Source organism: Paenibacillus methanolicus, from assembly GCF_008124765.1.
GTDB classification, from domain to species: domain Bacteria; phylum Bacillota; class Bacilli; order Paenibacillales; family Paenibacillaceae; genus Paenibacillus_Z; species Paenibacillus_Z methanolicus.
The window spans coordinates 66,222-87,857 of record NZ_VNHS01000004.1; the positions used below are offsets into that span (position 1 = coordinate 66,222).

The window sequence follows — 21,636 nt, forward strand, 5'->3', positions numbered from 1 at the left end:
GTGAACTCCTCCGGCAACATTTTACGTATATCCATTGCCGGGTAAGAAAACATTACGTACATATGCATTCGTCGGAACGACAAATCATCACATGGTAGCAGAGGGGAGAAATGCAAGTTGGATTCCATTTGGTTAGAGTATGCATGGGCACTACTGATATTGATCGGATTGGAAGGGTTGCTGTCGGCGGACAATGCGCTTGTGCTGGCGGTCATCGCGAAGCATTTGCCGGAGGATCAGAAGAAGAAAGCGATTAACTACGGGATTATTATGGCGTTCGTCTTCCGCTTCGGCGCGCTGTTCGCGATCTCGTTCATTGCCAACGTGTGGCAAATCCAGGCGATCGGTGCGGCTTACCTGCTGTACCTCGGTCTGAAGCATATTATCAAGGCGAAGTTCGGCAAGGAAAACGAGAATATTCGCGAGGACATCAAACAGGATTCGGCGGGCAAAAAGTTCTGGCCAACCGTCGGCAAAATCGCGCTGGCGGACCTTGCCTTCGCGATCGACTCCATCCTCGCCGCGGTCGCGCTGGCGCTCGGTCTGCCCGATTCGCCGCTGGACGACTTCGGCGGCATGGACGGCGGCAAGTTCATCGTCGTCGTGCTCGGCGGCGTCGCGGGACTCGTCCTCATCAAATTCGCGGCGACGTGGTTCGTCAAATTGCTGGCGGAGCGCCCGGCGCTCGAGACGACCGCTTATGCCATCGTTGCTTGGGTCGGCGTGAAGCTGGCGGTGATTACGCTGGCGCATGAAGATATCGGCGTGCTGGATCACCACTTCCCGCACGGCACGGTCTGGACGATCATTTTCTACAGCGTCTTGGTGTTGATCGCGCTGGCCGGCTGGTTCGCCCCGGCGAACAAGAATCGGGCGCAGACGGATGTTTAGGCGCAGGCGCCTCGAATAAGATTTAGACGGACAAGCGGCCACCTCTTAGCGGGTGGCCGTTTTTTGTATTTAAGGACGCGGATTACTCCAAATTCGCGTGTTTCCCGTACATCGTGCCGGAGGTTTGCGCCTGCGCGGCCATGATGCGCAAAATGACGGCGTCGAGGAATAGCAGCAGCGTCTGCTCGAACAAGGAGCCCATCGGCTGTATGGTCAGGTCCGCTCCCGAAGATTGGTTCTTCGGCGAACCGGGCAGCAGCACGACGAGGTCGGCGCGAGACCCCAGCGTAGAATGCGGCTGGATGGTCAATCCGGCAACGGCTGCCTGCAGCGACTGCGCCTTCTCCAGCATGCCGAGCAAGCTTCTCGTCTCGCCGGAGCCGGAGCCGATCAGGAGCAGGTCGGCGGATGTCATGCCGGGCGTCACGGTCTCGCCGACCACGTGCGCGCGCAGGCCGAGATGCATCAGGCGCATCGCGAACGCCTTCATCATCAGGCCGGAACGTCCGGCGCCGGCGACGAAGATGGCATCGGCCTTCAGGAGGGCGTCCGCGAGCCGGTCGCAGGCGCCTTCCGGCAGCTGTTCGGCGGCGCGCTCCAGCTCGCGAACGATCGTCGCGACATAGTTCGTCATGGCGGACGTCCTCTTAACGCGCCGCGATCAGCTGTTTCATTTCGGCTGCGGCCCCCGCTTTGTTGGCGTGGCCGGTGATCCCGCCGCCGACGATGACCAGGTCGGGGGAAGCGGCGATGACTTCCGGCAGCGTCGCCAGCTTGATGCCGCCCGCGACGGCGGTTTTGGCGCGCGTCACGACGCTCTTGATGACGCGCAGCTGCTCGAAGGAATTCTCGCCTGCGGCTTGCAGATCATAGCCGGTATGGACGCAGATGTAATCCACGCCGAGCGCGTCGATCTCGCGGGCGCGCTGCTCCAGGTTCTTCACGTTGATCATGTCGACGAGAATCTGTTTGCCGTTCTTGCGCGCTTCCTCGACGGCGCCCTTGATGGTGGAATCGTCGGTTGCGCCCAGAACCGTAATGATGTCGGCGCCGGCCTCGGAGGCCTTCATGACTTCGTACGCGCCGGCATCCATGATTTTCAGATCGGCCAGTACCTGAAGGGACGGGAAAGCGTCCTTGATGGCTTTGACCGCATGCAGCCCTTCGTTAATGACGACGGGCGTCCCGATCTCGACGATATCGATATAGGATTGGACTTCTTCGACGACCGCGATGGCCTCCGGAATGTTCACCAAATCAAGCGCGAGTTGAAGTTTCATAGGGAAAATGCCTCCTTGCATTCGGATGGGTTTGGCGTGGCTGGCTTGCGAGGTTCAGTATAGCCAAACGGTATCCAAGTTGAAAGTAGGCACATTTTTATTATATAGTGTCGTAAAGTATACCATGGAGATAGGGGAGGGCTGCACGTGTCCCGGAATATGGACCGCGTCTTTAACTGCGAGAAGGAACTTACGCTCTCGATCATCGGCGGCAAGTGGAAAATGATCATCATGTGGCATCTGGGGAAAGAGGGGACGAAGCGGTTCAGTCAGCTGAAGTCGCTTATTCCCGATATTACGCAGCGTATGTTGACGACGCAGCTGCGCGAGCTGGAGGAAGACGGCATCGTCGACCGCAAGGTGTATCCCGTCGTGCCGCCGAAGGTGGAGTATAGGTTGACGCCGCGCGGCGAGAGCTTGATTCCGATCCTGGATCTGATGTACGAGTGGGGGAAGGCGTACATAAGGGAGTCGGGGCAGGAGATTAAGCTGCATAACGCGTCATCGGTAGAAGGTTAGAGTATTCATACGCGATCAAGAACCGCCAAGGAGGCGTACGACACCGATGTCGAAGACGATCGTCGAGAAATTGAATTTGACCAAATACAACAGAGCCGCCGTGCTGAACCAGCCGGAGGGCGAAGATTTGCTCGCGGGGCTGCAGCAGGCGGATAAGGAGCTCGGCGAGGGCGGGTATGATCTGATCTTCGCGTTCACGCTCGAGATGGAGGCGATGCGGTGCCTCGTCGCTCGGGTGATCGCAGGCGATTCGCTATTGCCGGGCGGTTACTTGTTCGTGGCCTATCCGAAGAAAGGCAACAAGGTCTATCCGACTTACATCCACCGGGACAGCCTGTTCGAGGGGCTGGGCGCGGACGAAGACGGCTACATCGGGACGAGCAGCTTGAAGTTCGCGCGCATGGTCGGGCTGAACGACGTGTTCACGGTGGTCGGCTTCAAAATCGAGAAGCGCGGCGCGGCGCCCTCCGGCAAGCCAAGCCAGTCCGTCGACGACTACATTGCGATGATCCCGAGCGTCGAGCAGGACCTGCAGGATACGCCGGAGCTGCTCGCATTCTATCAATCGCTCACGCCGGGTTACAAGAAGGACTGGGCGCGATTCGTATACAGCGTCGTGCAAGAAGGCACCCGGAAGAAGCGTCGCGAAGAGATGAAGCACATCCTCGGGCAGGGATTCAAAACGGCGGATCTGTACCGCCGCAGCGCGGCCAGCCGCACGCAAGACGCGGAGTAGCCAAGCGGATAAGCCGGCGACGGCAAGCATTCGCGCACAGCAAGCGCAAACGAACGAAAATAGCGGCCTTCCCGACAAGGAAGGCCGCTATTCGTCGTGTCTTCGTTACTCCCGCGCGCGCAAAAATCATTGTATCGTCAAACTTCCCCCTGATTTTGTAAAGGAGCGCGTTGGGCCGCCATCGAACATGTATACAGTCAGTCCATGGAAGCGAATGTGCCCGCTTGTCCGTGATCCGTATGAATTGCAGCCATCGCGGGGACATTGACTGTATCCATCACCACGTAGAGGAGCATCAGGATGAATTACAAACATGTAACGGTCGCCGGCAGCGGCGTATTGGGCAGCCAGATCGCGTTCCAAACGGCGTTCCACGGCTTTCAAGTGACGGTGTACGACATTAACGACGATGTGCTCGAGAAGGCCAAGAAGCGCATTGCCGACCTAAAGCCGCACTACCGGGCCGATCTGGGCGCGAGCGAGGATGCCGTGAACGCGGCCTATGAGCGGATTTCCTATAACAGCGATCTGGCCGGCGCGGTGAAGCAGGCGGATCTCGTGGTCGAAGCGGTACCGGAAGTGGTGGACATCAAGATCGAATTCTATACGAAACTGGGCCAAGTCGCGCCGGAGAAAACGATTTTCGCCACCAACTCCTCGACGCTGCTGCCGAGCCAGTTCGCGGAGGCCACCGGCCGACCGGCGAAATTTCTGGCGCTGCATTTTGCCAACGAGATCTGGAAGAACAACACCGCGGAGATCATGCGACACCCGGGCACGGACGGCGCGGTGTTCGACGATGTCGTTGCCTTCGCGAAGGCAATCGGGATGGTGGCGCTCCCGCTCCACAAGGAGCAGCCGGGCTACATTCTGAACTCGCTCCTCGTCCCGCTGCTCGAGGCGGCCCAGCAGCTGCTCGTGAAGGAAATCGCCGACGTCGAGACGATCGACCGCACGTGGATGGTCGGCACGGGCGCGCCGCTCGGACCGTTCGCGATTTTGGACGTGGTCGGCATCACGACGGCGTACAATATCGGCATGGCCAAGGCGAAGGCAACGGGCAAGCCGGAGTACGAGCAAGTGGCGAACCTGCTCAAGACCGACTATATCGACAAAGGCAAGCTGGGGCGCTCGACCGGAGAGGGCTTCTACAAGTACCCGAATCCGTCCTATGCGCAGCCGGGTTTTCTGAAGGGGTAGCAGTAAAAGGCACGACCAAAAGCAGTCTGCTCGACGGCGGCATAAGGCCTCTCGGGCAAGACTGCTTTTTCACCATAAAGGAGCGGGCTAGCCCCTAATTAATGGAGTCGTTGCGATCAAGAACGCTTGCTGTTTGCTTCGCCATCTGCAGCTTAATCGGCGGCGCTCTCCGCCTGCTCGCCAGCGGCCGCATGCCAGTCCAGCGCTTTGGCTTCGAGCTCCTTCGCGAGCGCATCCTTGCCTTCGATATAAGCGTGCATATCGGATGGGAACTGCCTCGCCAGCTCGATTTTCAAGTCCGCGTACCGCTTCGCATCATCCGGATGAGCCGTTAAATAGTCACGGAACGCCAAGTGGCGAATTACATGCTCGCTGCCGGCCTGGAAGACGTGGACGTGATGCGTCCGCCGGGCGCCGCCTTTGTTGAAATACCGGCGCAGCGGGATGCCGTTCTCGCCCTTCGGCTGATAGCCGAGTCGCCGCATTTGATCGTTGTACGCATCGACGGCTTCGATATCCCGGACCTCGACGAGCACGTCGATGATCGGTTTGGCGTGCATGCCGGGGATAGACGTGCTCCCGATATGGTGGATAGCCGCAAGCTCCGGACCGAGCACGCGCCGTAGTTTCTCGGCTTCCTCCCGATAACGCGCGGGCCAGTTCGCATCCGGCGGGGATACCTCGACATTTCGCCGGAATCGTTCGTCGGCGGCCGTCTGCAGCAGCTCCTCCACCGGAATGCCGTTGATCCGAAGCCCGCCGATCCGGCAGTCCCGGATGTCCACGCCGGACAGATCGCAGCCGCTGAACTGCGCGCCGGACAGATCGCAATCCTCGAACGACACGGGCTTGTACGAACCATCGGCGCTGTAGTTGCCGTCGCCTAATTGCGGAAGCACTACGCGCCGGAATTCCGTCCCGAACAGGTGCACATGGTCGATCGTCGCGTGGCTGAGGTTCGCGTCTTGAATGCGGGTGCCGGACAGATTGGCATTCGTGATCGTCGTTCCCGCCGCATTCACGTCGTCGAGCCGCATGCCGCTCATATTCGCGTTATGAATGCCGCTATGCGCCAGACTGACATTGTCGAGTTGCATCGATTCGGCCTTGACCTCCTCGAAGCGCGATCCGGAAATATCCCGCATGCGAATATCCAACCGTTCCGTGTTCATCATAACCACTCCTCGTTTTGTTATGGAAAAATTATACACGTTTTCATGCGCGCCCGGTCAACCTTCTTCCCGAAATAGATGGCCTCCCGCGAATCGCGTCCGCGGCGCAGGGCATAACTATAGGCAAGACATCGCGATATACGCGTACCGAGCGAATGCCCGATTCCGCCAGGTTTTTCGCGCCTTTCGGGTTGCCTGCGTCTTGTTCATAAGGTCAAAAGGCGAAGCGCGCCGTTGTCAGGTTATGCAGCTTTTCCCTTATTAGAAAGCCTTCAGAATCCCCACACCCAGATTAATGCGTGTTACGATACTCCTCGGACAGCCAAACCAACACCAGGAGGTAACACAACATGACGACAATCAACTGGATGAAGAAAACGATCCTCGCGACGACTTGTTGCTTTGCTCTTCTGTCTGCCAATGGGCTGGTAGGCGACGCTTTCGTGGGACAAGCCCATGCGGCGACGGCTACGACGCAAGCGACGAAGGCGGACAGCATTATCGCGACGGCCAAATCGCTGCAAGGCAAAGTACGTTACGTATACGGCACGAACAATCCGAGCCAGCTTATCTTCGACTGCTCGTCCTTTACGAAATACGTGTTCGGCAAGAGCGGCGTCAGCCTGAAGTGGGGCACGTCGAGCCAGAAGAAGCAGGGGACATACGTATCGAAGAGTAACCTGCGCAAGGGCGACCTCATTTTCTTCAACAACGGCAGGACGTCGACGATCAGCCACGTGGGCATCTATATTGGCAACGGCCAATTCATTCATAATACGATCGGCAGCAAAGTGAACGGCGTCGTGATCGCGAAGCTGAGCGATTACACGAAGCGTTATTCGACGGCGCGCCGCGTGCTGTAATCACAAAGAGAAAGCTATGACTAGCCGCGCTAGCCATAGCTTTTTTTGCCGTCGCGAAACTCGGGTGCAAGGACTGAAACAGCGGTAAGCCAGCGAAGAATGTGCTAGTATAGCAATAGATCGAGACTGGATTTGGACGACGTAGATGTGACGAGCATCCGCGCCGAAAGGAACGCACGGGCAAGTTCGAAAGGAGTTGAAGGGGCCATGCCGAAAATTATCCCCCCGACGTTTTTGTTTATCGGCAATGAGCCGATGCTGGACTTTACGAATACGCATATCATGGCGGGCGGGCAGCCGCTCGACCTGTTGACCGATTATGACGCGCTGTGGGAATGGATGGGCAGGGCCGGCCTGCTCACCGAGGAAGCCGAGGCCGCGGCATCGACGTGGGGCGAAGCGGCGAAGGAGCGCTTGCATGGCGCGGCCGTCGAACTGCGCCGCCATCTGCTCGCCGTGGTGAAGAGCCTGCTGGAGGGCAAACCGGTAAACGAGACGCATCTGGCGCCGATCAACGGCCTGCTGGACCATCAGGCCTTCGCGACCCGGCTGTACCAGGAGAACGGCATGTTCCGGGAGGAACGCCGCCGCCTGGTGCGCGGTCCGCTGGATCTGCTGGCGCCGATTGCCGAGTCGGCGGCGAAGTTCCTGAGCCGCAACGAGCCGCACCTCCTCCGGAAGTGCGAGAATCCGGAATGCGTGCTTCACTTCTACGATAACAGCAAGAACGGCATGAGACGCTGGTGCAGTCCCAAAACATGCGGCAACCGCATGAAGGTGACGGCTTACCTGGAGCGTCGGCGCGCGCAGAGCCAATCGATAAGCGAGTCTTAGAAAGCGGGAGCTTTCTTAGACTCGCTTTTTCGTATCCACGGAAACAATCGTTTTTAACTGTTAAAATAAGTGTATACACATTAAATAAAAGTGTATATAATACCCAATAAGGTCATTCAGACGTTAAAAGAGGGGATGCGATCATGGATAACCCTTATCATGAAGGCGAATTGGCGGTGCAGCGATTGGCCGGGGCCTCCATCGTCGCGCAGCAGAACGGGCGAAGCATTCGAGGTTCGCTCGTGCCGGGGGCTGCCGCTTTCCTGGAGCAGCAGACGCTCCTGGTCGCGGCCGCCGCCGGCGCCGATGAGCGGATATGGGTCTCCTGCTTGACGGGCTCGCCCGGTTTTATCGCGGTACAGGACGACAAGCGCTTGACGGTGGCGTGGGACCCGGCGCAGGACCCGCTGTTAGCCGCCGGACTGGCGGCCAATCGGGACGTCGGATTGCTGGCGATCGATTTGGGCAGGCGGTTGCGGCTGCGGATCAACGGGACGGCCACGCTTGCGCGGGACGGCACGATTGTCGTGGCGGCGGAGCAGGTATACGGCAATTGCCCGAAATACATTCAGCAGCGCGCCGCTCCGTCGTGCCCCGAAGCGGGCAGTCTGACTGCAAGACGGACGCGCGCTTCCCGGCTGAACGATGGCGAGCGGCAGTGGATCGCCAAGGCCGACACGTTCTTCATCGGGAGCCGAAGCGCGGCGGGGAAGGCAGATGCTTCGCACCGCGGCGGCTTGCCGGGCTTCGTTCGCGTCGTGGACGAGAGGACGATCGTGTTCCCCGATTATTTTGGCAACTCGATGTTAAACACGCTCGGCAATATATACAGCGACCCGGGCACGGGGCTCCTGTTCATCGATTTCGAGAACGGTCATATCCTCCAGTTGACCGGCCGCTCCCGAATTATATGGGATGAGGAGCAGATCGCGTCGTTTCCCGGCGCCGAGCGATTGGTGCGTTTCGAGCTGGACGAAGTATGGCATGCCGAGCGGGGGAACGGACTCCGACGGGATTTGATCGCTTATTCGCCGGCCAATCCGTCGCTGTAGCAGTAGCATGGGAGCGGCCGCCAAGGAGGTGGTGCGGGGCGGTAAAGCCCGATGGCGGGCAGCTCTGGTTGGAAGGTTCAAGCTTAACGGTATGTTCACGATAACGAGGAGGAATGGCCATGTCAGCGAACAAATACGTCCTTATTATTCAAGCGAATCAGCAGGATGTCGGGAAGGCGGTTCACGGTTTGCTATACGGCCAAGAGCTGCACGAAGCGGGTTTCGAGGTCGACATTCTATTCGACGGCATGGGCACGCAGTGGCCGCAGGAGTTCGACAAAGCCGACCATCCGTTCCACGCGCTCTACAAGCAGGTCATGCGGCTTGGCATCATCAAAGGGGGCTGCCAGGCTTGTTCCGGATTCTTCGGCGTGGAGAACGACATGCAGGAGGCGGGCGTCGCGCTGACGGGGAGCGAGAAGAGCGGCGGACATATTCCGTTCGCGCGGTACGTCGCGGATGGCTACCTGCCGATCATACTCTAGGATCGGAGCCTGTCGGAATCGCTCGGCTGTAGAGGGCAGGTTCAAGGGCACGGGCCGCCACCTCCAATAAAGACGCTTCCGCCGCTCGCGCATCTTGCGCGGCCGGGGAAGCGTCTTCGCGTTTTATTCCGACAGCGTATTGCCGTATTTGGTGACCGGAAGGCCCGTCATCGCCGAAGGCGCTTGCGCGAGCCTTCTCCCGGGGGCCGGGCATATATCCGCCTTCGTCCCGCTCCTTTCCCGCAAAAAAAAAGACTCCCGCGCGAAGCGGGAGCCGCACACTTGCATAATGGCCGACACGCGGCGTCCGAATCCAGGTTCGACCGCCGCATGCTTTCTTCTCTACAGCTGTCTTGCCTTGCCGACGCGAGGTCGGTTAGATATCCGCCGTTGCCACTTGGATAAAACCGAACGTGGCGCCGCCGCCGTTAGCCAAGAGCGCCGCGACGAGCAAGCCGTGCGCGACGATCGTCAAGCTGTTGCCGGCTGGAATCGCGTACGAGATGACGGGCGCGTTCACGCGCGTCAAGACGAGTTCGACCGCGAACGTCGAGTTGTTTTGCACCGTAACCGACGCGTTTTTGCCGCCTGTCAGATCCTCATAGTACGATTTGCCGACGCCTGCAGCCAGATTAAAGAATTGTTGGGGAAGGAGAATCGCCATAGCCTATCAACCTCCTTTCCGTAGAGATAGGATATTGTATGCCGAATCTCGCAATCGGTCCGGGGGAGTGTCTTTCGTAGATTCGCACATTTGCTAGAGCAAGATCGTCGGATCGTGCGTGCGTGTCCGGGCATTCGTCCATGAAACCAAACCTCCGCGCTTCACGAAAGAAGCCGGAGGTTTCGTCGTTCGTCATATCGCCGCAAGTCAAATGGACGGCGCTAGCCATTTCGCTTTGATTATGCGACCGTTATCCAGATTCCCGCTGCTGGCCGGCGTTGGCCGTGATCCGGTTGCGCCCAAGCTGCTTCGATTCGAGCAGCAGCTGATCCGCGTAGATGTAACCCTTCTCGATCGGTACTTCCTCCTGCTCCGTGAAGAAATAGAGACCGAACGAGGCGGTATAGGCGATGCGCTTCGTCTCGTCCCGGAACTCGGCTTCGACCGTATCGCGTTCGACCTGCCGCCGCAGCTCCTCGACGAGCGCAAGGCAAGTCTCGTAGCTTCGGCCGCGCAGGAACATCGTGAATTCCTCGCCCCCGCTGCGCGCCAAAATATCGTCGGGTCCCGACTTCTCCTTCAACGCCGCCGCGAAGTGCTGGATGACCCGGTCGCCGACGCTGTGGTTGTACGTATCGTTGATCGTCTTGAACTTGTCGATGTCCGCCACGACGATGCCGATCGTCTCCTTCGTCTTCTCCAGCTCCTTCATCTTCATCTCCATGTAGGCGCGGTTGTGAAGACCGGTGAGGAAGTCGGTGTAGGCCATATGCTCGTATTTGTTCCGCTCGTGCTTGTCCTGCGCGATCTGCGCTTTGACGAGATAGGATTGGCTGACCAAATAGTTGAGCACGAACAGGCCGATGATCGCCGTCCAATTTCGCTGTTCGAGGAACAGCAGCAGCAGACCGTTGGAGAACGACGTCTTGGCCATGTCCAGGATGCTGCGCTCCTTCAGGAACGCCGCCGCGTCCGCCCGCGTGCGGATATCGCCGAGCAGGCCGAACACCCCGAGCAGGAAGAGATCGGACAATACCGCCGTGACGGCGATGAGCAGGAAGACGAGCAGCCAGAAGGCGACGAGGTTGCCGTCGAACCAGGGGAGCAGCCACTGGTAAACATAATACGCGGCCGTTCCTTGAATGACGAAGGAACCGACGTTGTAGAACGACTGAATGCCTTCATCGGGCTCGTCGGTTTTCGTCTTTTTCTTATATAGATAGCCGGCAAGCCGGTAGACCGCTTCGAATAGAAACAGACCGAACGGGCCCGTGAACAGGATCAGCGACAAATTATAATTAATGCCGTACTCGATGCTCGTGCTGCCCCGTCGGCTGTTAACCCGCAAGTGGTAGTACAGCAAGGAGAACAGCCAGTACACGCCCATGACCCGGAAGGTGAACGGGGTGGGGACGAACGCGGAGAATGTCGAGACGGCGATGAGGGCTGCGATGAGAAACAGCGACAAGATGTAGACGCGAAGTCGGGCTTGAGTCACAGTTATCATTCTCCTTTGTAGTTAATTATGCCCATTTCCTTTGTTTCGTCAACGTCTTGCCGGGCGGTTCTCTTCGCTTGGCGGGATTGCTTGCTTTTGTGCCATGTACCTCCTTCGCGGCAATCGTTCTGCGCCCAGTCGACCAAGAAACGACTGCCAGGCGCTACGTATGCAAGCTAAACTTCCCGAAAGGTGGTACACTAGAGACAGACGGCTCGCCAGAGCCCCCATACGATTAAAGGACGTGACACGAACGTGATTACCATTACGATCCCGGAGCCGAACGTGACGATTACGAAGCAGGACGCGCCGGAGCTTAGCAATATCTATGGTTTTACCGACTTCCACCTCATTACGCGGGAGCACGGCGGCATCTTCATGCTCTACAACGAGAAGGACGAGCTGCTCTTCGTAGGCAAAGCCCGGAAGCTGCGTCAGCGGATCAAGAAGCATTTCGAGGATTCGGTATCCCCGATGAAGAAGCATCGCGACGAGGTAGCCAAGATCTCCGTCTGCCATGTCAGCGATCCGGTCGAGCGCGAGCTGTACGAAGTGTTCATCGCCAACCGCCACAACGCGAAATACAACACGAACCGGGTTGAATACTAAGGCTGATTGGTTTGCGTTCACGGTCGAAAGACCGGGAATGCAGCATTCAAAGCGCATTGGTTTGCGTTCACGGTCGAAAGACCGAGAATGCAGCATTGCGCTAAATAAGGCTGATTGGTTTGCGTTCACGGTCGAAGGACCGGGAATGCAGCATTCAGCTAAGGCTGATTGGTTTGCGTTCACGGTCGAAGGACCGGGAATGCAGCATTCAGCTAAGGCTGATTGGTTTGCGTTCACGGTCGAAAGATCGGGAATGCAGCATTCAGCTAAGCCGATCCGCGCCGGCAAAGGAGAGGGGACGATCGCTTGACGAGCGACCGTCCTCTTCAGCTTCGTGCCCGTCGCCGTATGGATTTCCGCACGCTCCCTCTTCTGCTTCATCCGTATTCGTGTTATCCTTAACCACTAGCCGTTATTCACCTCGCATTCAGGCACCAATCCAAATAGAAGCAACCTAATAGGAGACCTTATGACATTTGAATCGTTACAATTGAATCCCGCCATTCTAAAGGCGCTGCGCAAAGAGAACTACGAGACGCCGACGCCGATCCAGGCGCAATCGATCCCGGCCGCGCTCGCGGGCCGAGACCTGCTTGGCTGCGCCCAGACGGGGACGGGCAAGACGGCCGCGTTCTCGCTGCCGATCATTCACCGCTTAAGCGGACAAGCCCGCAAAGGCGGCAAGCGGGCCATTCGCGCGCTCATCCTGACGCCGACCCGGGAGCTGGCGATCCAGATCATGGACAACATCAAAGCCTACAGCCAGTTCACCGAGCTGCGCGCGCTCGTCATCGTCGGCGGCGTGCCGCAGAGGCCGCAGGAGCGGGACTTGGCGCAAGGGTGCGATATTCTGATCGCCACGCCGGGCCGTCTGATCGACCTGATCAACCAGAAGCATGTCGACTTGAAGGACGTCGAGACGTTCGTGCTCGACGAAGCCGACCGCATGCTGGATATGGGCTTCATCCACGACGTGAAGCGCGTCATCGCGAAGCTGCCGGCCAAGCGCCAGACGCTGTTCTTCTCGGCGACGATGCCGCCGGAGATCGCGCAGCTGGTGAAGACGCTGCTGATCGACCCGGTGAAGGTGGAGATTACCCCGGCATCGTCGACGGTGGACCGCATCGAGCAATCCGTCTATTTCGTAGACAAGGATAACAAGCCGCATCTGCTCAACCATCTGCTGGAGGATCAGTCGATCGTCTCGGCGCTCGTGTTCACCCGCACGAAGCACGGGGCGGACCGCGTCGTTCGCGGGCTGTCCAAGCAGAACATTACGGCCCAGGCGATTCACGGCAACAAGTCGCAGAACGCGCGCCAGCTGGCGCTCAGCAACTTCAAGAGCGGCGCGACGCGCGTGCTCGTGGCAACCGATATCGCGGCGCGGGGCATCGACATCGACGAGCTGTCTCACGTCATCAACTTCAACCTGCCGAACATCCCGGAGACGTACGTGCACCGGATCGGCCGTACGGGCCGCGCGGGTCTGAGCGGAACGGCGATCTCCTTCTGCGAGACGGAGGAAATTCCGTACCTGAAGGACATCGAGAAGGTGATCAAGAAGAAGGTACCGGTCGTCGCGGAGCATCCGTATCCGATGACGGGCGAGATCCCGCCAGCCGCGCCGCAGCCGAACGCGGGGCAGCAGAACGCCCGCAAGGGCGGAGCGGGCGGCCAAGGCAAAGCGCAGCAGCAGCGCCAGGGCGGCGGTCAGCCATCCGGCGGAGGCGCGAACAAACCGCAAGGGCAGCGCAAGCCGCAGGCGCAAGGCGGCGGAGCAAGCGGCCAAGGCAAAGCGCAGCAACAGCGTCAGGGCGGCGGTCAGCCATCCGGCGGAGGCGCGAACAAGCCGCAGGGCCAGCGCAAGCCGCAGGCGCAAGGCAGCGGAGCAAGAGGCCACGGGCAGCGCCGGGGACAACGCGGCGGCACGCCGACGGGCGCGGGTCAGCGCTAGACGAGCGCGTCCGTCTAGCGGGCGGACAAGCAAGAAGGGACATTCCATCACGCGGAATGTCCCTTTTTGTCATGCCTCTATCGTTGCTCGGCCGCGGCGGACGGCGAAGGGCGCCGGGTTCTCCCGTACCGGCGCAGCGGATGCCAGGCCCGGACGGCGGAGCTCTGAACGCGAAGCAAGCCGTAGAACAGCAGCAGCGTGTTCGGAATGATGCTAAAGGCGAGCCGATAGTCGCGGCTGTACTCCGCCAGGGCGAAGAGCAGCGCCGACTCCGCGGCAGTCAGAAGGAGCGATGCTAAAGAACGAAACTACCAAAAACAGCGAACGCAGCCCAGCCTCGCCGTTCCCTCCCTAACTCAAATCTCCGCACATGGGTTAAAAACAAAGACAGGACAAGCGATCCTGCCATGGAAGTTCACATCGAAAGCGGAGCCATCTTTTATCCATAAAGGAGGAACGGAGCCATGCAGTGGAAAGGGAGAAGAGGAAGCTCGAACGTGGAAGACCGCAGAGGAATGGGGGGACTGGGCGGCGGACGCGGCGTCATCGGCGGCGGTCTTGGCATCGGCGGGGTCATCATCGTCCTATTGGTAACGCTCATGGGCGGCGGCAATATCGGGGACGTCTTAGGATCGCTGACCGGCATGGGAACGGGCTCGTCCATCAGCTCGGGAACCCAGACGCCTTACGCCCAGACCGCGGAGGAGCAGGAGCTCGCGCAATTCGTCTCGGTCGTGCTGGCCGATACGGAGCAGGTGTGGAGCGACCTGTTCCAAGAGCGCGGCCTGGATTACGAAGAGCCGACGCTCGTGCTATATACGAACAGCGTTCAATCCGCCTGCGGCGCGGCGGGGGCTTCGGTCGGGCCGTTCTACTGCCCGGGCGACCATAAGCTGTACATCGACCTGAGCTTCTATGACGAGCTGCGGCAGAAGTTCCAGGCGCCCGGCGACTTTGCCATGGCGTACGTCATCGCGCATGAGGTCGGACACCACGTGCAGACGCTGCTGCAGACGGGCAAGGGAAAGGGAGACCCGCGTTCGAACGAGTATTCCGTCCGGTTCGAGCTGCAAGCGGATTACTTGGCCGGCGTATGGGCGCATCATGCCAAGGACATGAACGTGCTGGAGCAGGGCGATCTGGAAGAAGCGATTACGGCGGCGAGCGCGGTCGGCGACGATACGATCCAGAAGCGGGCGCAGGGCTACGCGGTGCCGGAGAGCTTCACGCACGGCACGTCCGAGCAGCGGATGCGCTGGTTCCGCAAAGGCTACGAGAGCGGCACGATCGAAGGCGGCGATACGTTCGGCGTCAAGCAGCCGTAACCGAGCGGATATCGCGCGGATATATAGAAGGGAGTCCAATTGGGGCAATCGGGATCGAGCCGTGCCGCGTTGGGCTTCTTTTTGCGCGCGATCCCGTTCTACAATGCCGTCTTGCTGGATAACATGGAGCAACCAATGCTGAGGAGAGGTGCAGGAGATGCTAAGTTCAGTCGATTTGATCCAACGGTGGCACGACATGGCGTCGCGCGGCGAGCCGCATGCTTCCATCCGCTTCGGGGACGCGTCGGCGGCCGTGATGGCGCATGGCGCCATATTGACGATGGACTTCATGCGCAAGCATTACGGCTGGATCGGCGACCCCGCCTACTGCGGCGTGACGCTGCCCAACGACGAGGCGCGACGGCGGCTTGCGCATTGTCTGCGCGCCGCCGATTACGTCGGCCATCTGACGCAGACGGAGCATTGGTACTTCAAGCCGCTCTTCGACATGTGCCTGACTTATTACGACGTCGCGCCGAAGGAAACGTTCTACGCGTTCGAGAATGTGTACATCGCCCGTTACCCGCTCTTCTACGAACGGTTCCGCGCGCTGCCGATCGTCCTGTGCGGGGCGAAGTCCGTCTCGTACCGCGAGGTGCTCGAACGGCGCTACGGCTTCACGGGCATCGTCGGCACGGTGGATTGCCCCGACTGGAACGGGCTGCTCCGCGCGGAGCGCGAGATGGAGGCGCTCTACGCGGCCGCGCCGTGGAAGCTGGCGCTCGTCTGCGCCGGCGCGCCGGGCAAAGCGCTGGTCGTGAAGGCCAAGGAACTGGGGACCGTCGGCGTCGACTTCGGCTCCGGGTGCGAGGCGGCGATTCAGGCGGACCGTGCGGGCTTGGACGCTTGGGATTATACCGAGCCGCTCAAGTACTAGCGCCGCGCGTTCCGTCACTCCCCCGAACTTGCGCGTGGGCGCGCCGCTTGCTTGCCCCGCGCTTCGCTTTGTTTTCGCCCCGCCCAAACTCCGTTCATTTCTATCAAAAATCAAGCCTCAGTGCTATATTTTTCCCGCAGGGGGTGTGATACGCTTCGAGAGCAGTCATGCACGTACTACGGTGAACGGTTTACCAAGCGGGGAGGAAGCAAGCGTGAAGTTGCGTTTTGAAGGGGATTCGATCGCGGAGTTCAGAGCGGGGATCCTCGAATTGGCGAAAGAAATATCGTTTACGGAAGCCGAGGACGGTATTCCGGTGGCCGTGCTGCCATCCGAAGGCGATCTGGAGGTCGGATTGACGGAGGGCCGGGCGTACATTCGTTACGGCGCGAAGCACCAGTTCTTCCGGGGGCTTGGCCTGCTCGTCCAGAAAGGTGCGGGCGGCGCGGAGTTCGCGATCACGGAGAAGCAGCAGTTCGATACGATCGGGCCGATGTTCGATCTGTCCCGCAACGGCGTGCTGAACATCGACAGCTTCCAATTCCTGCTGCGCAAAATGGCGCTCATGGGTTTAAATACGGTCATGCTCTACATGGAGGATACGTACGAGCTGGAAGGCGAGCCGTACTTCGGCTACATGCGCGGCCGCTATTCGCAAGCCGAGCTGCGCGAGATCGACGATTACGCCGATCAATTCGGGATTGAAGCGTTCCCGAGCATTCAGACGCTGGCCCATCTGGAGGAGTTCCTGAAGTGGGACTACGTGAAGACGTACAAGGACACGAAGGGCGCGCTGCTGGTCGGGGACGACAAGGCGATGCAGCTCATCGAGAACATGATCGTCGCGGCGACGGCACCGTTCCGCAGCAACCGGATCAACATCGGCATGGACGAGGCGGAGGAGCTGGGCCGGGGCAAATATTTGGATAAGAACGGCTACCGCGGCCGTCTCGACATCATGACCGACCATCTTGACCGGGTGCTCGAGATCACGCGCCGCCGCGGCTTGAAGCCGATGATGTGGAGCGACATGTTCCTCAAATTCGCTTCGGCTAACGGCGAGGAGCACTATGATAAGCACACGCAGATCCCGGAGGAAATGGCGCGCAAAATTCCGAAAGACGTCGACATGGTCTATTGGGATTACGCCCACCAAGAGCAGGACGATTACGAGAAGCTGATCGCCAAGCACCGCCCGCTCGGCTGCAACCTCGCGTTCGCCGGCGCGGTCTGGGTATTCAACACGTTCGGCGTCAACTACGGCTTGTCGCTCGGCGCGACGGACAGCGCGCTGCAGGTGTGCAAGCGCGAAGGCATTCGCGAGGTGTACGCGACGATGTGGGGCGACGACGGCATGGAGAGCAACCCGTACATCGCGCTGCTCGGCCTGCAGTTCTACGCCGAGCATGCCTACACGGAAGGCGAGGTCGATTCGGCGAAGCTGGCCGAGCGGGTCAAGTTCTGTACCGGCATCGACGAAGAGACGTTCCTGAACGTGAAGTACCTCGACGAGACGCCGGGCGCCGAGCCGAACAACGTCAAGCAGAGCAATCCGTCCAAGTTCCTGCTGTACCAGGACGTGCTGCTCGGCCTGTTCGACAAGCAGATCGAAGGGCTGCCGCTGAACGACCACTACAAGCAGTTGGAGCGCAAGCTGCACGATCGCCGCGACCCGTCCGCCGCGCTCGACTTCGTCTTCGAAGTGCCGGAGCGGCTGAGCGCCGTGCTGGCGCGCAAGAGCGAGGTCGGCATCGCGCTGAAGCGGGCGTACGACGCGGACGACAAGGCGGAACTCGCGCGGATCGCGGCCGAGGTGCTGCCGGCGATCTCGCAGGACGTGCAGGCGCTGCGCCAGGCGCACCGCGCGCAATGGATGCGCATCTACAAGCCGTTCGGCTGGGAAGTCATCGACATCCGCTACGGCGGCGTGGTCGCGCGGCTCGATACGGCCGTCTACCGGTTGGTCGAATACGCCGAGGGCCGTCTGGACCGTATCGAGGAGCTGGAGCAGGAACGCCTGTACTACAGCGCCGTCAACAAGTCCGTGCCGGGCAAGGGAATCGGCTGGTGCAGCTGGTACTACCGGATGGCGTCGCCGAACGTCTTTTATCACGTGCTCAGTCCGTTTTGATCGGCAACGAGACTCCCGTTTGGGGGTCTTTTTTTATCCTCCCCCTTCCCCCTCCGCTGAGGGGAACCAAAGGACTTCGCCCTCTGGACACCCTGTTCGTGCTGACGCGTGGCAGCGTGGACGGCGGGTAGTTTTGAGTGGGCACGCTTTTGTCCTTGCGGACAAAGCTGACGTTGAGTTTCCTTACCCGCCCCCCTCCGCCGCAATGCTGTCAGGTTAAGGGGGCTCTGCCCCTTTGACCCGAGATTTGTTACCGCCTCCCCCTTTCCCCTCCGCCGAGGGGAACCAAAAGGCTCCGCCCTCTGGACACCCTTTTTCGTGCTTGCACCTTTGTTCGCGATCGGCGGATTGCTTCGAGTTGGCACGCTTTTGTCCCTGCGGACAAAGCTAACGTTGTTTTTTCCTCCCCCCTCCTTGCCAATGCTGTCAGGTTAAGCGCGTCGGGAAAGAGATAGAGCAGCCGGAGAGCTGGTGTGGAGATGGAACAGGGAGTGAAAGCCGACAACATTCGCAGGCCGCGGATTCTTCACCCGAACGAATTTCTCTTAACCTGACGACATTGGCCTAGACCGATAGTCGCCGTCGGCGGCGCCGCTCTTGGCGGGGCTTCCTCTTGTTTTACCCCCGGAATTTTGCGACAATACAGAGATCGGCCGCCATGTTCGGCTTTTACGCGAAAAGAGGAGTTCCCATGAACAAACCATCCATTTATGGATTAACATTAGAGCAATTAACCGGCTGGCTGGGCGAGCGCGGACATAAGAAAGGACGGGCGCATCAGGTATGGGAGTATCTGTACCGCATGCGCGTGACGTCGTTCGGGGACATGTCGGAGGTGCGGGCGGAGTGCCTGGCGCTGCTCGAGGAGCATTATTCGCTGCAGCCGCTGGAGGAGCACGTGAAGCAGCAGTCGACGGACGGCACGGTCAAGTTCCTGCTTCGCCTTGCCGACGGCAACCTGATCGAGACCGTGCTTATGCGGCACAAGTTCGGCTTGTCTGTCTGCGTGACGACTCAGGTCGGCTGCAACATCGGCTGCAGCTTCTGCGCGAGCGGCCTGCTGAAGAAGAGCCGGGACCTGACGAGCGGCGAGATCGTCGGACAGATCATGAAGGCGCAGCTGTTCCTCGACGAACGCGGGGAAGGCGAGCGCGTCAGCCACATCGTCGTCATGGGCATCGGCGAGCCGTTCGATAATTACGAGCACATGTCCAATTTCATCCGCGTCGTGAAGGACCATAAGGGGCTCGCGATCGGACCGCGGCACATTACGGTATCGACGAGCGGCTTGGCGGACAAGATCAAGGAGTTCGCGGATTCCGACCTCGGCACGAACCTGGCCATCTCGCTCCATGCGCCGAACAACGAACTGCGCACGCGGATCATGATCATCAACCGCGCGATTCCGCTCGAGAAGCTGATGCCGGCGATCGACTACTACCTGGAGCGGACGAACCGGCGGATAACGCTGGAGTATATTTTGCTCAAGGATATCAACGACCGCGTGGAGCATGCCCAAGAATTAGCGGACTTGATCGGCGAGGGCAAGCGGAAGCAGCTCTCCAACGTTAACCTCATTCCGTACAATCCGGTCGACGAGCACAGCCAGTACAAGCGGACGGAGCAGGAGTCGGTGCGAGCGTTCTACGACGCGCTGAAGAAGCGGGGCGTGAGCGTCAGCGTCCGGCTCGAGCACGGCGTCGACATCGACGCGGCTTGCGGCCAGCTGCGCAGCAAGCAGATCAAGAAGACGGGCGGCAGCCAGCCGGAGGGCGTGGCGCTGTAGGCGCGCGACGCGGCGGCATAAGCGGGTTAGCCGCCGCAACGGCTCGGTCCGGTCGGAATTCGACCCTTGCCCATAACGAAGAGCCTTTCATCCCGAGCGGGGTGAAAGGCTCTTCTTCTATTACGCTTGATTGTCATCCGGCCGCGGGGTCCTGACCCGCCGCCTGCCTGCCGCGTTCATGAGATGCCGCTCCGAGCGAACGGCGAAGGTCCCGCGCGCCGCCCCCGCAGCGCGCCTGCTCCTTCTTAATGGTGCCCGCGCTTGCGCGTCAGGAACACCAGGCCGCCGACGACGATGAGCGCGCCGGCGATCATCGGCTGGCCGCCCAGGACGGTGCCGAGCAGCGCGCCGACCGAGAAGACGGCGAAGAACAGCACCGACAGCACGGTCAGAATGTTGATCGGGATGAGGAGCCACTTGTTGCGGCCGCCGAACCAGTATAGTTCGAACAGACCGACGGCCGGCGCGAGCAGGAAGCCCGGCCACATGATGTGCCAGCTGTCGAACAGCGTGGCCAATTGGCAGACCGCGCCGACGGTCAGCAGGATGCCGCCCGGCACGAGCACGCCGACGCCGCGGCGCTGCAGGAGGCCGAAGTACAGCCAGTGCATGAACAAGCCGGTCGGAATGACGAACAGCGTGGGCCAGAAATACTCGAAGATCGTACCCGTTCCCCAGTCGACCTGTCCCCGGAAGAACATGAAGATGCCGAGCAGGATGAGAAGCGGGCCGAGAATGGCGTTGCGATTCACGGACATGGCGAACACTCCTTAAGTTGGGCTTTTATAGCCTAAGCATAGCATGGCCCGGCAGGGACGTCTTCCGGCCGAAGTATAGCAGGAAGATCGGGCTGGAGACCGATTTTTTCTCCGGCATCCTACGCACGCCGACAACGCGGAGTCGAACGCCGCCCTCGCGACGCGTTATTTCTTGAAAATGCCCATCGGCGCGCCGATCGGCAGGAACGTTCGACCGAAATGCGCGTTCAGCACGGCCGCGCCGGCGCCGTACAGCGACAGGATGCCGATGCCCAGCTCGGCGTAAGCCGCGATTGTATGGAAGACGTCCGCCATCACGCCGAAGGCGTCCATCGTAAGGCCAAGGAAAAGGAAATCGATCAGGACGAAGATATAGAACAGTACCTTGTTCGTCTCCGTGGCGCCGATCGTCATGAACAGCGTAAAGACCAGATAGCCGGCGAAGGCGAAACCCAACTGTTTCGGCTCCACGCCCGCGGCCAGCGTCTCGCCGAATATGCCGAGCTTGATCAGCCAGTTCGATGCCATGGCGAACCAGAAGAAAGCGTAAGCGCCGAACGCGGTCGTGCCGAACGTATTGTTGCGCTTGGAATCCTGCACGCAGGCGAACAGCTGCGCGCACGCGCCGAGAAACACGGCCCATGGGACGGCGTAGCTAAGGCCGGACGTGATGCCGAGCTTCTGCGACGAAGCGACCAGCGTGACAATGGCCAGGCCGAACAAGCCGAGCGCGCTCGGGTCCGCGTTGGTGATTTTGATCGGTGTAGCGACTTCTTTCTGCAAATCAAACAGCCTCCAATAAAGTGTCTTCCGCCGGTTTCCGCGGGAGGAATCCGGTCTGGTGATGGTAGTATACCTGTCAATAGGCACACAGGCTGTTAATTGTATCACGCGTCCTAGTTTCGGGGTAGGGGAATTTTGGACGGCGGCCCGAGCGCCGATTTATTTTGGCGAAGGCCGCTACGGAAGCGCGATATGGGGTACAATGGGAAGATGGAAACA

22 protein-coding genes are annotated in these 21,636 nt (G+C 59.9%); 14 read left to right on the forward strand and 8 right to left on the reverse strand.

The genetic code is table 11. The features are described 5' to 3' along the window. Positions 1-117 precede the first annotated feature (117 nt). Positions 118-891 (forward strand): TerC family protein, encoded by a 774-nt coding sequence (locus BCM02_RS11970; RefSeq protein WP_148929338.1) that lies wholly within the window; start codon positions 118-120, stop codon positions 889-891. Between the two features lie 82 nt (positions 892-973). Here BCM02_RS11970 and hxlB read toward each other — a convergent pair whose 3' ends face one another. Both hxlB and hxlA read right to left on the reverse strand, forming a co-directional pair. Further along, positions 974-1,525 (reverse strand): 6-phospho-3-hexuloisomerase, encoded by a 552-nt coding sequence (gene hxlB, locus BCM02_RS11975; RefSeq protein WP_148929339.1) that lies wholly within the window; start codon positions 1,523-1,525, stop codon positions 974-976. A gap of 13 nt (positions 1,526-1,538) precedes the next feature. Next, on the reverse strand, positions 1,539-2,171 hold the full coding sequence (gene hxlA / locus BCM02_RS11980) for a 3-hexulose-6-phosphate synthase (protein ID WP_148929340.1): 633 nt from the start codon (positions 2,169-2,171) through the stop codon (positions 1,539-1,541). Positions 2,172-2,318: 147 nt separating this feature from the next. Here hxlA and BCM02_RS11985 point away from each other — a divergent pair, with 147 nt between their 5' ends. The 3 genes from BCM02_RS11985 (at position 2,319) to BCM02_RS11995 (ending at position 4,626) form a co-directional block, all read left to right on the forward strand. Beyond that, positions 2,319-2,690 carry a winged helix-turn-helix transcriptional regulator gene (locus tag BCM02_RS11985; protein WP_148929341.1) on the forward strand — a complete coding sequence of 124 codons (372 nt, stop codon included), beginning with the start codon at positions 2,319-2,321 and terminating at the stop codon, positions 2,688-2,690. 46 nt (positions 2,691-2,736) lie between these two features. Further along, on the forward strand, positions 2,737-3,426 hold the full coding sequence (locus BCM02_RS11990; protein ID WP_148929342.1) for a YdeI/OmpD-associated family protein: 690 nt from the start codon (positions 2,737-2,739) through the stop codon (positions 3,424-3,426). Between the two features lie 300 nt (positions 3,427-3,726). After that, entirely contained in the window at positions 3,727-4,626 is a 900-nt protein-coding gene (locus BCM02_RS11995) for a 3-hydroxyacyl-CoA dehydrogenase (RefSeq protein ID WP_148929343.1), read from the forward strand. Positions 4,627-4,778: 152 nt separating this feature from the next. Here BCM02_RS11995 and BCM02_RS36475 read toward each other — a convergent pair whose 3' ends face one another. Next, positions 4,779-5,801 carry a GrpB family protein gene (locus BCM02_RS36475; RefSeq protein ID WP_342791304.1) on the reverse strand — a complete coding sequence of 341 codons (1,023 nt, stop codon included), beginning with the start codon at positions 5,799-5,801 and terminating at the stop codon, positions 4,779-4,781. A 347-nt stretch (positions 5,802-6,148) separates the two neighbouring features. On the opposite strand from BCM02_RS36475, the gene BCM02_RS12005 reads away from it, so the two are divergent. From BCM02_RS12005 to BCM02_RS12020, 4 genes are all read left to right on the forward strand, one after another. Continuing rightward, positions 6,149-6,661, forward strand: coding sequence for a C40 family peptidase (locus tag BCM02_RS12005; protein WP_148929344.1), 513 nt, complete (start codon positions 6,149-6,151; stop codon positions 6,659-6,661). Between the two features lie 207 nt (positions 6,662-6,868). Further along, positions 6,869-7,495: a CGNR zinc finger domain-containing protein gene (locus tag BCM02_RS12010; RefSeq protein ID WP_148929345.1), complete on the forward strand. Its 627-nt coding sequence runs from the start codon at positions 6,869-6,871 to the stop codon at positions 7,493-7,495. A 143-nt stretch (positions 7,496-7,638) separates the two neighbouring features. Continuing rightward, complete coding sequence (locus tag BCM02_RS12015; RefSeq protein WP_148929346.1) at positions 7,639-8,547, forward strand: pyridoxamine 5'-phosphate oxidase family protein; 909 nt, start codon at positions 7,639-7,641, stop codon at positions 8,545-8,547. Between the two features lie 119 nt (positions 8,548-8,666). Then, a complete protein-coding gene (locus tag BCM02_RS12020; RefSeq protein ID WP_148929347.1) occupies positions 8,667-9,032 on the forward strand; it encodes a hypothetical protein in 366 nt (121 codons plus the stop codon). A gap of 123 nt (positions 9,033-9,155) precedes the next feature. Here the strand turns inward: BCM02_RS12020 and BCM02_RS36315 are convergent, their stop codons facing one another. The 3 genes from BCM02_RS36315 to BCM02_RS12030 form a co-directional block, all read right to left on the reverse strand. Further along, the gene (locus tag BCM02_RS36315; protein ID WP_281288175.1) at positions 9,156-9,278 is read right to left on the reverse strand and encodes a hypothetical protein; all 123 of its coding nucleotides are present in this window, start codon (positions 9,276-9,278) and stop codon (positions 9,156-9,158) included. A 130-nt stretch (positions 9,279-9,408) separates the two neighbouring features. Next, positions 9,409-9,696, reverse strand: a complete 288-nt coding sequence (locus tag BCM02_RS12025; RefSeq protein WP_148929348.1) for a hypothetical protein — start codon at positions 9,694-9,696, stop codon at positions 9,409-9,411. A 250-nt stretch (positions 9,697-9,946) separates the two neighbouring features. Continuing rightward, positions 9,947-11,194 carry a GGDEF domain-containing protein gene (locus BCM02_RS12030; protein WP_246183343.1) on the reverse strand — a complete coding sequence of 416 codons (1,248 nt, stop codon included), beginning with the start codon at positions 11,192-11,194 and terminating at the stop codon, positions 9,947-9,949. Positions 11,195-11,449: 255 nt separating this feature from the next. Here BCM02_RS12030 and BCM02_RS12035 point away from each other — a divergent pair, with 255 nt between their 5' ends. From BCM02_RS12035 to rlmN, 6 genes are all read left to right on the forward strand, one after another. After that, entirely contained in the window at positions 11,450-11,803 is a 354-nt protein-coding gene (locus BCM02_RS12035; RefSeq protein WP_148929350.1) for a nucleotide excision repair endonuclease, read from the forward strand. Between the two features lie 469 nt (positions 11,804-12,272). Beyond that, positions 12,273-13,757: a DEAD/DEAH box helicase gene (locus BCM02_RS12040; RefSeq protein ID WP_148929351.1), complete on the forward strand. Its 1,485-nt coding sequence runs from the start codon at positions 12,273-12,275 to the stop codon at positions 13,755-13,757. A gap of 464 nt (positions 13,758-14,221) precedes the next feature. Then, a complete protein-coding gene (ypfJ, locus tag BCM02_RS12045; RefSeq protein WP_148929352.1) occupies positions 14,222-15,082 on the forward strand; it encodes a KPN_02809 family neutral zinc metallopeptidase in 861 nt (286 codons plus the stop codon). Between the two features lie 157 nt (positions 15,083-15,239). Further along, a complete protein-coding gene (locus BCM02_RS12050; RefSeq protein ID WP_148929353.1) occupies positions 15,240-15,959 on the forward strand; it encodes a GT-D fold domain-containing protein in 720 nt (239 codons plus the stop codon). A 214-nt stretch (positions 15,960-16,173) separates the two neighbouring features. Next, positions 16,174-18,090: a beta-N-acetylhexosaminidase gene (locus BCM02_RS12055; protein WP_148929354.1), complete on the forward strand. Its 1,917-nt coding sequence runs from the start codon at positions 16,174-16,176 to the stop codon at positions 18,088-18,090. Positions 18,091-18,781: 691 nt separating this feature from the next. Beyond that, positions 18,782-19,876: a dual-specificity RNA methyltransferase RlmN gene (rlmN, locus tag BCM02_RS12060; protein ID WP_148929355.1), complete on the forward strand. Its 1,095-nt coding sequence runs from the start codon at positions 18,782-18,784 to the stop codon at positions 19,874-19,876. A gap of 245 nt (positions 19,877-20,121) precedes the next feature. Here the strand turns inward: rlmN and BCM02_RS12065 are convergent, their stop codons facing one another. Both BCM02_RS12065 and BCM02_RS12070 read right to left on the reverse strand, forming a co-directional pair. Next, the gene (locus tag BCM02_RS12065; protein WP_246183344.1) at positions 20,122-20,634 is read right to left on the reverse strand and encodes a hypothetical protein; all 513 of its coding nucleotides are present in this window, start codon (positions 20,632-20,634) and stop codon (positions 20,122-20,124) included. Positions 20,635-20,799: 165 nt separating this feature from the next. Continuing rightward, positions 20,800-21,417: an acetate uptake transporter gene (locus BCM02_RS12070; RefSeq protein WP_148929356.1), complete on the reverse strand. Its 618-nt coding sequence runs from the start codon at positions 21,415-21,417 to the stop codon at positions 20,800-20,802. Positions 21,418-21,636 lie beyond the last annotated feature (219 nt).